The sequence below is a fragment of the Dyadobacter sp. HNCC25DJ186 genome (assembly GCF_056895235.1).
Genome location: NZ_JBXHAS010000009.1, coordinates 147,991 through 161,579 on the forward strand (window position 1 = coordinate 147,991; position 13,589 = coordinate 161,579).

General features: G+C 41.5%; 9 protein-coding genes. 3 read left to right on the plus strand and 6 right to left on the minus strand.

From position 1 onward, the window contains the following. Window positions 1–417: 417 nt before the first annotated feature. Complete coding sequence (locus tag AC1XUO_RS23005; protein WP_483332182.1) at window positions 418–1,014, plus strand: OmpH/Skp family outer membrane protein; 597 nt, start codon at window positions 418–420, stop codon at window positions 1,012–1,014. 96 nt (window positions 1,015–1,110) lie between these two features. Here the strand turns inward: AC1XUO_RS23005 and AC1XUO_RS23010 are convergent, their stop codons facing one another. Both AC1XUO_RS23010 and AC1XUO_RS23015 read right to left on the minus strand, forming a co-directional pair. Then, window positions 1,111–1,971: a sugar phosphate isomerase/epimerase family protein gene (locus AC1XUO_RS23010; RefSeq protein WP_483332183.1), complete on the minus strand. Its 861-nt coding sequence runs from the start codon at window positions 1,969–1,971 to the stop codon at window positions 1,111–1,113. 155 nt (window positions 1,972–2,126) lie between these two features. Continuing rightward, a complete protein-coding gene (locus tag AC1XUO_RS23015) occupies window positions 2,127–2,651 on the minus strand; it encodes a DinB family protein (RefSeq protein WP_483332184.1) in 525 nt (174 codons plus the stop codon). A 213-nt stretch (window positions 2,652–2,864) separates the two neighbouring features. Between AC1XUO_RS23015 and AC1XUO_RS23020 the strand changes: the two genes are divergently transcribed. Both AC1XUO_RS23020 and AC1XUO_RS23025 read left to right on the plus strand, forming a co-directional pair. Next, window positions 2,865–3,437, plus strand: coding sequence for a Crp/Fnr family transcriptional regulator (locus tag AC1XUO_RS23020; protein WP_483332185.1), 573 nt, complete (start codon window positions 2,865–2,867; stop codon window positions 3,435–3,437). An 89-nt stretch (window positions 3,438–3,526) separates the two neighbouring features. Continuing rightward, window positions 3,527–4,105, plus strand: coding sequence for an NAD(P)H-dependent oxidoreductase (locus AC1XUO_RS23025; RefSeq protein WP_483332186.1), 579 nt, complete (start codon window positions 3,527–3,529; stop codon window positions 4,103–4,105). Window positions 4,106–4,151: 46 nt separating this feature from the next. On the opposite strand, the gene AC1XUO_RS23030 is transcribed toward AC1XUO_RS23025, so the two are convergent. From AC1XUO_RS23030 to AC1XUO_RS23045, 4 genes are all read right to left on the minus strand, one after another. Continuing rightward, a complete protein-coding gene (locus tag AC1XUO_RS23030; RefSeq protein WP_483332187.1) occupies window positions 4,152–7,010 on the minus strand; it encodes a PVC-type heme-binding CxxCH protein in 2,859 nt (952 codons plus the stop codon). A gap of 140 nt (window positions 7,011–7,150) precedes the next feature. Then, window positions 7,151–8,488: a sensor histidine kinase gene (locus tag AC1XUO_RS23035; protein ID WP_483332188.1), complete on the minus strand. Its 1,338-nt coding sequence runs from the start codon at window positions 8,486–8,488 to the stop codon at window positions 7,151–7,153. A gap of 152 nt (window positions 8,489–8,640) precedes the next feature. Then, window positions 8,641–9,993 carry an alkaline phosphatase family protein gene (locus tag AC1XUO_RS23040; protein ID WP_483332189.1) on the minus strand — a complete coding sequence of 451 codons (1,353 nt, stop codon included), beginning with the start codon at window positions 9,991–9,993 and terminating at the stop codon, window positions 8,641–8,643. 89 nt (window positions 9,994–10,082) lie between these two features. Continuing rightward, entirely contained in the window at window positions 10,083–13,238 is a 3,156-nt protein-coding gene (locus AC1XUO_RS23045) for a TonB-dependent receptor (protein WP_483332190.1), read from the minus strand. Window positions 13,239–13,589 lie beyond the last annotated feature (351 nt).

Below are 13,589 nucleotides of genomic sequence, written 5' to 3' on the forward strand. Positions count from 1 at the left end.
TAAGCTCAGGCACTTTCGATTGACACCAGCTTACCCTCCTCCATACATTACGCTCAACCTTTTATATTTCTCAGGAACATGGCTGCCTATCGCGGCCGTGACCTTTAATTCTTCAACTTTCAGATAATTGTTTACTTTCTGTTCACTAAATTTTCCTGAATACGAACGCAACAATTTATATGGACAAATTTTTAGAACACATTTTCGCCACTTTGCCTTTGTAGAAGCAGACCAGGAATTACCTATGATGATTTAAAACTCAGTCAAAATTCCGGTTTACCAGTGCGTTTGGAAAAAATTGATTTACAACAGCATACATCTATTACTAAAAACTTAGTTATTTAACATTTATTAATACAATAGGTGACTCACAATGGCGTTTGGATTTTATGTTTCACTTTATCCAATCAAATCATTATGAGATTACTAACTGTACTTAGTTTACTTTTTTATCTCGGCTTGTCGGTAGGTTTCGGGCAGAATACCAGTGAAAAAATCGGGTATGTAGACCAGCAGCTGATCATTGAAAGAATGCCTGAATTCAAGAAACTGAATCAGGAAATCACATTGAAAAGTCAACAGTATGAAAAAATCTTAAAAGGAAAATATGATGACTATGAAGCGAAGTCAGCGGCCCTGGATAAGTTGGTTGCAAGTAAGGCCGAGCAAATGATTTTGCGGGACAAAGCGCTGGAACTTGATAATCTAAAAAAATCTTTTGATGAATTTGAAGCCAATGCAATGAAAGAACTCCGGGATTATTACGCCAAAAAATTCACTCCGATCAAACAAAAAGTGAATGACGCCATTGTTTTTGCAGGCCGGCAGAAAGGTTATTCTTTTATTTTACGAATGGACCTAAACCCTGACGGCGGCGATATCTGGCCGGTTGTATTATTTGCACGGGACTCGACGTCAAATCTTTCCTCAGAAATCATGAAGAATCTGGGTATCGACAGTACCGCCGCCTCAGCGAGAAAAATTGGAATTCCGCAGATGCTGCAACCAAAGTAGGCACCTTCGATCTGAACATAAAAAGGAGAGCCCGATGACTCTCCCTTTTCATATCCGTTACAAAAACAATTTCAATATATTGGCCCAGATTCGTAATCAATAAGTCAGACTTTTCAGATAAGCAATCGTCTGAGGAACCTGCGTGGCATAACTTGGACTTTCGTCTTCGATGTAATAATGCTGAATTGAGGATTTCTTAGCCGCTTTCAATATCGTCGGAATGTCCAATTGCCCTGTTCCTAAAGCAACGTCGTTTTCAACCGGCGTCCCTCCGGAAAGATTGCCCTGTACGCCTTTCCGCAAATCCTTCATGTGAACCAATTTAAAACGCGTTGGATATTTGTTGATCAAAGCAGCTGGATCATGCCCAGGAAAAAACGCCCACAACATATCCAGCTCGAAGCTGACATATTTCGGGTCAGTCTTCTGTATAATATAATCCATCAACGTCCCGTCTTCATGTTTTTCAAATTCATAGCCGTGGTTGTGGTAACAAAAAGTCAACCCGAATTCGTCTTTGAGCAGCTTTCCCATTTTGTTAAAATCAGCCACGGTTTGCTGAGCCATTTCCAGGGTGAAAGGGCCTTTGTGAGGTATCCATGCCACCCGAACAAACTTGGCGCCCAATGCTTTCGCGTTCTGTCCTACTTCCTGCGTTTTATTAAGCGCATCGTCATAACTAACTCCAAAAGACGAACATTTAATCCCTCTTTCATCCAGCAGTTTGCGAAGTTCCGGAGCCGTTTTACCAAACAAACTCGAAAACTCCATATCCTTTATTCCCAGACCTTTCAAAGTATCCAAAGTAGCAGCCGCGTCTTTACTTAAACTTTTACGAAAAGTATATGAAACCATTCCAGGCTGCTCGGTAAAAAGAGGTTTTCCTTTTTGTGCATAGAGATGATCATTACCCAAAGCGAAGGCAAGCGCAAGGAAAGTTAAGTGTTTAATTTTCATATTGAAAGTATAAGTGATTAAAGATATTTTGTGAATTAATACCTTTTCTGATAGACGAACTTACGTAACTTTTTCCCTATTAATTTTCAACAAAATTTTAAGTCACGGTAGCTTTGTAATGAAAATGTGTGTTTCAACGAAACCATTCCGTGTTATTAATGCTTGAAATACACCTCTTTCAGCAAGTTACAATGATGAATATTATGCCCGACCGCCATCCAGCCTAAACTTCTGGCGGAATAGGGTACTTCGCTGACGAAACCCTTAAAGTCAAGCATGTCATCCGTCATACTACTAAAAAGTGTAATCGTCGCATTTCTGACCGACAAAAATTCCTCAGCGATATCTTTTAAAGTTCTGTTTTGCGCGTTAAAATCTTTGTTGTATTCCTGCCCCTGGGGAACTTCGAGTAAGACATTTACCCGCCGGGAATAACAAAAAGCCTTGTATGCATAATAACGCTCATCATCTGCGAGGTGGATAAAAACCTGTTTGACCGTCCATTTATTTTCTGCATAAGCATAATCTTGCAGCGAGACAGGGACAGATGCGATTATGTCCAGCATCTGCTTTTTATTATTTTCCAGTGCCTCAATTAAATTGTCCCCCGGTACCAGATTCAGGAAATATGGATACCATTTTGGAGCATCTTCCAGCTTGGGACGGCCAATTATTTTCATCTTTTGAACATGTAATAATTAGAAATAATTTATTTCCTCACGTAAGTTTCGCGTCAATGAAATTATGAAAATAAATCCAATTGAAGCAAAATATTAATGCTACTCGAAAACGGTTTTTCACGGGTGTAATGATTATGAGTATAAAAGGAAGCATCAGTCAAAACACTCCGGCGGCTATTATATTTGTTTCAAAATTCCCAAAGACCGTTAAAGATGAAATCATTTTTCCAAAATTTTAATATACTCTCCTCTGACGAGCTGGATCAACTTGATCATTTATTAATAGATAGAAAACTTAAAAAAGGAGACTTCCTGATTCGGGAAGGAAAGATCTGCGATGAAGTGGTGTTTATAAAAACGGGGATTCTGCGTTCCTTTTATTTTTCCGATTCAGCAGAAGAAATTACTTATTGTCTGACATTTCCCGGCAATATGATGACCGCATTTTCGTCGTTCATTACCGGAAATCCAACCGAAGAAAGTATTCAGGCATTGACGGATGTTGAACTGGTCGTGATAAAAAAAGAACATCTCGAACATCTATACCAAAATGGAAGCGCGTGGCTAAAATTGGGAAAACATCTGACTGAACTTCAATATATAGGACTGGAAAACAGGATTTTCGGTTATCAGAAATACACTGCCAAAAAGCGTTATGTAGAGTTGATGACCAAACAAGCTGAATTTATTCAGAACATTCCGGTGCAGTATCTCGCTTCATACCTGAACATCACCCCAAGGCATCTAAGCAGATTGCGCAGAGAAATCAGCCAAAGTGCATTTTAGGACAAATGTCATGTTTTTAGCCAGAGTGGTTGCTTAATATTGCAACAGATCATTTTTGATCTGATTTAAAATAAATTCAACCCACTGAAATGAAAAAGATTCTTGTGATAAATGGTCATCCAAATCCGGCAAGTTTGAACCACGCCTTAGCCGATGCTTATATAAAAGGTGCAAATCTTTCAGGTGCTCACGTTGAATATCTAATCATATCTGAGCTGGATTTTAACCCTAATCTTCGTCACGGATATCAACAACGGATGGAACTTGAACCTGACCTTCTGGATGCCTGGGAAAAGATCAAATGGGCAGACCATATTGTATGGATTCATCCTGTCTGGTGGGGAGGGCTGCCAGCGATTATGAAAGGTTTTATTGACCGGCTTTTTCTGCCGGGTATGGCATTCCGTTATAGAGAAAATTCTGTATGGTGGGACAAATTACTTAAAGGAAAATCAGGGCATATCATCACGACTATGGATCAGCCGGGCTTGTATTATTATCTGGTTTATGGGCAGCCAAGTATTAATCAATTGAAAAAATCAACGCTGCAATTTTGCGGGATAAATCCTGTTAAAGTTACCCGATTCGGCATTGTAAAAACTGCTAACCTTGACAACAGACAACGATGGATTGCAAAAGCACATCAACTGGGAAAAGAATGTCGGTAAATAGTTAAAGGAAAATAAGTTAGTGCTTATTAAAATTTTCACACCGCTATTTTCCTAAAACCTTTCCGATCAGCATTTGTGTTTCATGATGTTCATGCGAATTCGTTTTACCCAGGCGGTCGTTAAATTCTTTCAGTACTTTTTTTGATTCCTCCGTCCCGATTGCTCCAATGCGTTGGATCGTGTACGGTAAAATTTTAGGCAATTTTGCCTTTTCCGCCATTTGCAAAGCACGTTTCATATCGACGGCTGCCATGGGTTCAAACGCATACCAAACCATCAATGGCAGATTATGATCATTTTTATCTTCTGCCTTTTGAACCAATGCCTCCATCACTTCCCAGCGCATTGAAGGCTCTAATCGAAGCATGGCCGAAGTCAGGTATAGTCTCACCAATGCTGAATTATCAGTTTTTGCAAGTCCTGCAAGAAGTTTTAACGTTTCGGGAGATACCTTTTTATTTTCACACAAAAGCTGAATTGCCCAGCTTCTCAAATATTCATTTTCATGGGCGAGCAAATTTGTCAAGTCTTTTTCGGTCAATCCATTTGTCACATGCAAAGTCCAGAGCGCTCTCAATTTTCTTGTCGGATCCGGATTTTCGGAAAGAATTTCTTTCAGTGCTTTGTGGACTTTTTTATTGGACCCACGCTCCTGCAAAATCGTTCTTGCCTGTCTGACATACCATTCATTGGCATTCAATTGGTACTTTACAAGCTCCGTATCCGACGCTTTGGAAAGATCAATTTTCACCCATTTGTCATTGTCGTGCGTGATCTTAAATATTCTTCCCATCGTTTTATTATGCACGTCTGGGTTCGGGCTGTGGCATTGATTTTTGTCATACCAATCGATCGCATAAACCGAGCCACCCGGGTCATATTTAAAATTCAGCCATTGCGACCAGGAATCGTTCATGGATAAAAAATCGTTTTTGTGCGTTGCTTCATATCCTGATCCGGAGCGTGCTAAATGATCGATATTTAACTTCGCACCATTGATGTTGTTCATAAAAATATCATTTCGATATTCCTTCGGCCAGGTATCGCCGCCTAAATAAATCATTGCGCCTGCATGCGCATGACCACCACCCGCAGAAGCAGACCGAAAGTTTCCGGCATGTGGACCACGGTCGCCTACCCAGTGCACATGATCGGCAATGGTTTTGATGTCATCATAAGTATAGGGATTAAAATGCTGGTCCGCCTGTCGCTGATACCTGGCGCCCTGGATCACGTGATACATGTGCGGAATTACACAAACGGTGATAAACGGATGACCGTAGTCGTTGAAATCAATTCCCCAGGGGTTACTTGAACCTTCTGCAAACACCTCAAATGCACGACTGGTCGGATGATATCGCCACACGCCGGCATTAATTTTCGTCCTTTCAGCATCCGTAGTGCCAGGTTTTCCAACATTTGAATGGGTGAAAATTCCATGCGTTCCATACAGCCAACCATCAGGTCCCCACCTTAAATTATTAAGTACCTCATGCGTATCCTGGGTTCCCCAGCCGTCGAGCAATTTCTGCGGAGGACCGGCGGGTTTGTCGTTTTTTGCGTCAATTGGAATGAATAAAAGATACGGCGCAGCTCCCAGCCAAACACCGCCCATACCCACCTCAATTCCACTAACCAAGTTAAGTCCTTCGGTAAAGATTTTTCTTTTGTCAAGCGTTCCATCACCATCCGTATCTTCAAAAATCAAAATACGATCCCTCCCCTGTCCTTCCGGAGCCGGGACGGGATAGGTATGCCCCTCAACCACCCACAGACGTCCTTTTGCGTCAATTGTAAAACTGATCGGACGGATAATTTCAGGTTCAGATGCTGCCAGCGTGATTTTAAATCCCTTTGCCAAAGTCATCGCTTTTGCGGCTTCCGATCCGGAAAGACCTGCATTCGGCACAGGGTCCAATGAAGGAAGAATGATAATATCTTTTGGTTTCAGTTCATTTGGAAAATCCGGACGGATGGGATACAATAAAAATTCGTCGAAATTGATATGCGCCCATTTGTCGTTCGGAATGTAAGGTATCTGGGATATTCCGGTTTCATTATCAACAATACGAATAAAAATGTCCTGATTCAGATAGGCCTGCAAGTCCACAACAGCCGGCTGCAAAGTTCCCCGCCCCTGCCCTGTTATATGGTAAATCACTCGATCCGCTTCCGCAAGTACCAGCTCGATACGGGTATCCTGCAATGCGCCGCCCGAAACGCGAAAAGCTGCAAAAGGCTGCGTCACTTTAAATGGAGCCGAAGTCAATGTTCCTGTCAGCCTGGAATTAACTGTTCCTCCACTGCTCAAAAAATATTTCCCTTTGAAACCTATATGCATTTCCTTTTCGTGCAGCGGCGAAGGATCCTCTTTGACCACGGCATTTGTGAAAGCTTCACCGGTCGCTGTCCAGTCTTGCAGGTTTCCTGTTTCAAAATTCAGGTTTAGCGGCTTACCGTTTTTCATGGGCAGCTGGCCGGGAATTGTTTTTTCAGAAATTAAACCATCCACTACTTCAAAGTTTCCGGCCATTCCAGCGGCGCGGTGCCCGGGCACGGAGCAGTAGTATATATCGTTTTGCGAGGCTTTGAACTCAATACTTGTTGTAGCGCCCTTCTCGATGATCACTTTACTTTTTAATCCCAGCTTTTCCAGAGAAATATCATGCGTCATCAACTCGCCGTTGGTTATCTTAATTCTGACACGATCACCCCTATTAGCTTTCAGCGTTGGATTTCTTGCGCCGTCAGGTGCAAAAAATCCCAGCATTGTTGCTTCCAAAGCATAATCACGATCAAATTTTGTCGTGTCTGAAACTGACCTGGACTGCGGAATGGCTTCGCAAGCGATCGACAGAGCAATTGAGAAAGAAAAAGAGAAGAGAAAACGAAATGCGGACATAACACGAGCATTAAGTGTGGCAGGAATAATCGTTTTTATATAAGCTGAACGACGATTATAAATACTCGTTTATGAAACCGGAATTATGAAGATGCAGCCAGAGAATTAAATTAAAAATTTATAATTAAATCCTTTTAAATTTACAAACCGAAACTAGCATTATCCGGCACAAGATCGATGCTCGTTATTCTCCTGACCGGTAAAATAATTGAAAATAAAGTACCTTTTTCTAAATCAGAATGCGCCTTTATAACGCCTCCATGGTTACGGATAATCTTGCGACAATAGGACAAACCTATACCTTTTCCTTCCGGAACCTGATCGTAAGGCAGATGCGCGAAGATGTCAAAGATCTTTTCAAGCTGCGATTGTTCAATACCTATCCCATTGTCTTTCAACGTGATCTCGAAATATTTCCCTTCCTTATCGTTTGATAGCGGATATTCTAACAAGTCCACTTCAATCTCCCTGGCAAATATGTCAATCACAGGGATTCGATCTTTTCTGGAAAACTTTAAAGCATTACTGATCAGATGAAAAAACAATTGCTCCAATTGTAACGGTATCGCCGGCACAGAAGGTAAAAATCCAACATTCAGAATCGCATTTTGGCTACGCAATTCACTGTTTAACTGCACACAGACGTCTGTGATAATTTTATTTAAATCTACCGTTTCAAATGCCGATTCCTTGTAATCCAGTTCTGAAAACTCGGAGAGATCTTTGATCATCATGGAAAAACGTTGCGCGCTGGAAGAAACTTTGACAGCGAGTTCCTTCGCCTTTTGAAGATCGGATGACTCTGTCGCGGCGATCAGCATATCGCTGAACATACGGATCTTTCGAAGTGGCTCCTGAAGGTTGTGATCTGAGATGTGCTTATACTGGCGATTTTCGTCGGTAGAATGTGTGAGTTGGCGACTTAATTCCTGAACTGCAAAGTTGCTCTGATTTAACAAATCCATACTTTGCAAATGGTAGGCAATCAAGTCAGTAAAAAGGTTAAACATACCGATAATCTTCGCATCGCTAAGTTTCGCAGGATTGGGATCTATTGCACAAAGCGTACCAAAAAATTCTCCGTTTTTCAGAAAAATGGGAACAGAGATGTAACTTTTAAAGCCATATATCCTGGGCGTATGGTGATTAACATAGTCGCTGTCTCCAACATTATCTATCACAACAGCGCGCTGACTATCCCGAATTTCATTACAAATGGTTGTTTCAATTTCTAATTCACTACCGGAAACCAAACCAAAATTGATATCATCCTGCACGCTGCATGCAATCCATCTGTCCTGTGTAACCCGGGCAATGGCGGCAAATCCCATACCTGTTGCCTTGCAGATCACATCCAGGATCATCGGAACAATTGGTATTTTGTTTACTTTACCAATATCAGAAGCAAGTTTTTCCTCAGTAGACATCATCCCTCGTTGTGTGATTTTCAAAACGTTTGTGACAAATATAAATAACATCTTAATCTCATTCTAAAAATTAAACATCGCAGCATGGCTTTTCTGTTAAACAACATCATAATAATTCAACTTCAATCCGCTTTGACCATAAAAAAACGATAACCGTCAGACGATTATCGTTTAAAATTTTGAATGCTTCTTTACTTATACCCTTACTTATCCTTTTCCAGAAGTCCGGGATATAATGTTCCGTCAGCGGATGGAAAATTAATTCCCAGCAGTTTGGCAATGAGTGGAGCGATGTCTTGTAATCCCATTTCCGGAATCACCGTTCCCTTTTTTATACCATTTCCAAAAACAACAAAGCCTGTCTGAATTTCCTTAAAATCAGGGAAAAACCCATGCGTTCCTCCACTCGCGGGACGTATGAAATCTCCTGTTGCCGCATTACCAAAAGTAAATCCTTGTCTGGGTGCGAGCGCAAGACTCGCGTTAGGATCAGAACCTACCATATCAAGGGCATCTCTGTCTTTTACAGAAAACATCGACTGCTCTGACACGGACAATTTATTTAAAACTGACTTTACCTTGTCCAAAGTTGCTTTATCATTTTTATCTTTCAAATGCAAAAAGGAAGAACCTCCGGAAGCGTGGAAATAGGCCTTCCAGTTATCTTTATCATTTGGATTATAAAGACCTGCCTGAGCAAGCAGAACATTTGGCGAGATTGACGAATGAATATCAACAAACCCATGGTCGCCCGTCACGATAATCGTAGTTTTCTCTTTGATACCCGCCTTTTCAACAGCTTCCAAAATTGATTTAATTCCTCTGTCCGCACTTGAAAGCGCTGCCCGAACTTTATCTCCGTCTCTCCCTTCTTCATGTTCAAAATGGTCAACAGCGACCAAGTGAACTGCTAAAAAAGCAGGTCTGTATTGTCTGATAATGTAACTGCTCATTCTGGAAAGGTTATCATCGATACTCAAATAATCGCCGTCAAAATCGATTTCTTCAAGCTTACCAACCGCATTTTGCTGAATTTCTTCATAAAAGCCTTTTGGAAATGAATGCTCGGAAAGTGCTTTGGTCATATTCCTTTTTCCGCCTTTAGTTTCCGGCAAATACCAGTATTCCGGAATATTATAAGTCGCTGGTCCGCCAACTGAAACCGGCCAAAAAACCGATGCAGTTTTTAAACCCTTTTCCTTCGCTGCACTGAATAGGGTCGGAACTTTAATATTAGAATAATCCCAATTCCACTTTCCGGTCACTTCCAGCGGTTCAGATGGTACGTTATAATAAACGCCGTGTTTGATCGGTTTCACACCGGTAATCATCGTAGTGTGTGAAGGATAAGTTACCGTTGGAAAAACACCCGTAACACCGTCAGCATAGGATCCGGTTTTCATAGCCTGACGAAGATTTACCATCGACCAGGACGCGTCTTTATAAAATTCAGGTCTTAACCCATCGATACTGATCAAAATAACATGTGCATCCTGAGCCATGACGCTAGCCACAGACAACACAGATAACACAAGCGTTGAAAATAATTTTTTCATGAAATTTGTAAAGTGAGCGATTAGATAATTAAAAAAGCATGGACAACAATCAATGATATTATCCATGCTTTATCATTTTAACTTAAAAATTAGAATCCATATCTCAAACCAAGCTGAACCTGATAAGGATTGCCGTTCAGATTGGAAACCCCTGTTCCGCCACTCACATTGTAGACAAATTCTTGTTTCGCAGCATCAAAGCTTTTGATCGAATAAAGGTTTTGCTTTAACAAATTTTTACCTACACCCCAGTCATGATTCAAAAGGTTAGCGACATTGAAGACATCAACAGAAGCTTCCAGACCATGGCCACCGAACAGCTTGAAGCGTTTCGCAAGGCGCAAATCAAATACCCCGTAGAAACCATTGACACCACCGTTGCGCTCTGCTATTTTGCCCATATCTCTCGTGATATAATCCTTAATGCTCTGCTCTGCTTCCGGATTATCCAGGATGGCCTGGATTCCTTTGCGGATATATTCTGGTGTTTCAGGGCTGTTCGGATTGTAAATGTAAGCAAGGTCATTCGACGATACGAAGTCACCGTTCATATTGCCTTGCACTGCCATAGAATAGCGCGTTCCTCCGATTCCGGAATACCGAAGACCGATCGTTACACCATAAATACTTGGAGCCGTTCCGTAGAATACAATTTTATTACGGAACTGGTTGTTTGCATAATTCATTTTGCTCAAATCACGTGGATCATCCGCAACCATCAGGTCAAGCGTTGCTGTATTGGCTACGTTTCCGTTGTAAGAAGTATTATCCTTTGAATCATTCAATGTATAGGAAGCAGTAATCTGACCATCTTTGAAATATCGGTATGTTCCGTCGATCACCACAGCATATTGGTTTTTCTTCCCTTCGCTGTTCAGTTCAAGCACGCGGCCAACGTTTTTGGTTTTGCGGCTTTCCAACCAGTTTGTTGCACCATTTCTTGGCGTAATACTGCTGGCTGGCACAAATACGCCACGGTTAGCTTCTGCGGCAATACGGAAGAATGGATCTTCCACCATATTACGGTCTACATACATATAATTGTTGCGAGCCCATGAGGCATATCCGCTCACACCCACACGCATACGATCACTGAAGAAGTGGTTGTAGGAGAAGTTGGTTTTGTACACCACCGGAATTTTAGCGTCTTTGCTGTTCGTGTTGATGGTTATCAATCTTTCAACACCCTGAATATTGAAAAGTTCTGCACCCGGTGCGGTTGAAGGATCTGCACGGTAGCCCGGGAAGTTTGGTTTAGGGACCAGAGCACCCTGTATATCAACAGATGCAACTCTTGTTCCGTCAAACAGCATGTTGTTGATCATCGAATAAGGATTCAGCGCTGAGCCGAAAACACCCGCACCGAAACGAACGATATCTTTGCTACGCTCATTTACATCCCACGTAAATTGTACACGAGGCTGTAGTTGGGTTGTGTTAATTACGTTATCAGTGCGTAAGCCAAGTTCGTCGAAAACCACCTGACTGAAATTCGCGCTATTCAGATATTGTGTATTATCCAAACGTAAACCTGCCATCATTTCAAGTCCAAGCGCCAGTTTTGTATCCATCTGCGCATAAACACCTGTGCTCATAGAGTTTACAACATTACTAGGGTCATCCAGCAAATTGATTTCTCTTGCATAACGATAAGGCGTCTGATTCTCAAAATTATCCAGACCTGTAAAATAAAAACGTCCGTTCATTTCACTTCCGTAAACTGACTTCATACGGTTGAACATCAAATCCAGACCGAAAGTGAAGTTGATCTTTCCTGTATTATAGTAAAAGTTATCCACCATCTGAACTACCGTTCCTTTAAACCATTCAGGAGAAAAACGCTGGCCACCGATCTGGATCGATGCGTTATAAGTATTCGATCCAGAAACAGAAGAAACGTTTTCTACGATAGCACGTGGAATCCCGGCAGCAGGAAGTTCTGAGCTAGGTATGATAGCCTGGTCCTCATAGAAATGTTGCAATTTCAACTCATTCGTCATTTTAGAATTAATAATTGTCCGCAACGAGGCCATGATGCTGTTATCGAATCTTTTACGATCAATGTAAGATTCATAAGCATTGATATTGCTGTTGTCACCTTCGGAAAGCATATCATTTTCAATCACCATATTATTGCGAATTGACAAAAGGTTCTTCGAATTCAACTGCCAGTCGATCTTTGCAAAAATGGCGTCGGTTCCTTTTTTCTTACCAAAAGCACCAAACTGAGGATTGTTGGAAACCCCATATTTTGCTCTGGCGATGTTTGAAAATCTGTCCAAAGTCTGCTGCGTTACCTTGTTAGCAGCTTCATCCGCAGGGGATTGAATATTCGCAATGTATAAAGGACGCGAGTCGGCCTGGTGATCCCATGCTACGAAAAAGTGGACTTTGTCCTTTTTGATTGCTCCGCCTAATGACGCTCCATACTGGTAGGTAGAAAAGTCCTGCACCCTTTTATTACCTCTCAAATCAAAAGGACTTGAAAGCCAGTCTGTACGCATAAAGGTAAACGCGCTACCTGAAAGCTTGTTAGTACCGGATTTTGTTACTGTACTAATTGTACCACCACCCGCTCGGCCCATAGTAACGTCGTATTCGTTGGTTACAATTTTAAATTCACGAATTGCTTCCATAGAAACGGAGTATGCGCCCTGCGTAGATCCACCAGCAATGGTTCCGCGCGAAGTCATACCGTCTAATGTAAAGTTGGTAGAAGACGCAAGTTGTCCACCCAAACTTGATCCGTTACTCAACGGTGACAGTTCGATGAGAGAACCAAAACTACGACCATTTACTGGTAACTTAGTAATGTCCTTTGCCGTAATCGGCGTTGATGCACCCAATGATACCACTGTGTTTTTCAATGAGTTTGCCTTAATATCAACAGCTTGCAGTTCCGTTGCGCTATTCTCCATCACGAAATTCAACTTTAACTGATCGCCCTGGTTCAAAGAATAACCTGTTTTCTTTTGTTCCCCAAATCCGATGAAAGAAACAGTAATAGAGTAAGGCGAGCCCAATGGTAACTGCTTGATAATGTAGTCACCATTGATGTCGGTAACGGTACCGGCCTGGAAGCCAGTAGATTCGTTTCTGACCAAAACGGTGGCACCCGGAATTGGACCCGCTGCTTCGGTTACCTTCCCGATAACGGTTGCTTCATTTCCCTGCCCATACACCCTCGGCGTCGTAAAACAGAGCAGCGAACACAGCAGGAATAAGCCTGTAAATAATTGTTTCATTTTGTTTGTTTGTAATTTATGTTAGAGTAGTAAGTATTCTGAGCATGGAGCCACTGCTGAATTTATTTCAGAAAGCTGGCAGTCAATAAGGAGGAGGTTTTTTTAAACAGCAATAGATGGATTTGAAATAGGTAAGGCAAATTTTATTTTACATTTACATGAATGCAGTGATATCAAATCTAAATTCAAACGTTAATATATATACGTTACAAATAATTATTACCTTTTGAGAAGAATTCCAATGCTTGTTATGGCTATTTCCTCCTGTCTTAACTGAGTGCAAAAGTAGTTTCGCATTGTTACCCTCCCGTTAAGTCCAGGTTATGCTTTGATTAATTAGCCGCTAGTTAC

Excerpts from the sequence above, each read along its gene's own strand:
- AC1XUO_RS23005 (WP_483332182.1), top strand. The coding sequence starts at position 418 with ATGAGATTACTAACTGTACTTAGTTTACTTTTTTATCTCGGCTTGTCG.
- AC1XUO_RS23010 (WP_483332183.1), bottom strand. The coding sequence starts at position 1,971 with ATGAAAATTAAACACTTAACTTTCCTTGCGCTTGCCTTCGCTTTGGGT.
- AC1XUO_RS23015 (WP_483332184.1), bottom strand. The coding sequence starts at position 2,651 with ATGAAAATAATTGGCCGTCCCAAGCTGGAAGATGCTCCAAAATGGTAT.
- AC1XUO_RS23020 (WP_483332185.1), top strand. The coding sequence starts at position 2,865 with ATGAAATCATTTTTCCAAAATTTTAATATACTCTCCTCTGACGAGCTG.
- AC1XUO_RS23025 (WP_483332186.1), top strand. The coding sequence starts at position 3,527 with ATGAAAAAGATTCTTGTGATAAATGGTCATCCAAATCCGGCAAGTTTG.
- AC1XUO_RS23030 (WP_483332187.1), bottom strand. The coding sequence starts at position 7,010 with ATGTCCGCATTTCGTTTTCTCTTCTCTTTTTCTTTCTCAATTGCTCTG.
- AC1XUO_RS23035 (WP_483332188.1), bottom strand. The coding sequence starts at position 8,488 with ATGTTATTTATATTTGTCACAAACGTTTTGAAAATCACACAACGAGGG.
- AC1XUO_RS23040 (WP_483332189.1), bottom strand. The coding sequence starts at position 9,993 with ATGAAAAAATTATTTTCAACGCTTGTGTTATCTGTGTTGTCTGTGGCT.
- AC1XUO_RS23045 (WP_483332190.1), bottom strand. The coding sequence starts at position 13,238 with ATGAAACAATTATTTACAGGCTTATTCCTGCTGTGTTCGCTGCTCTGT.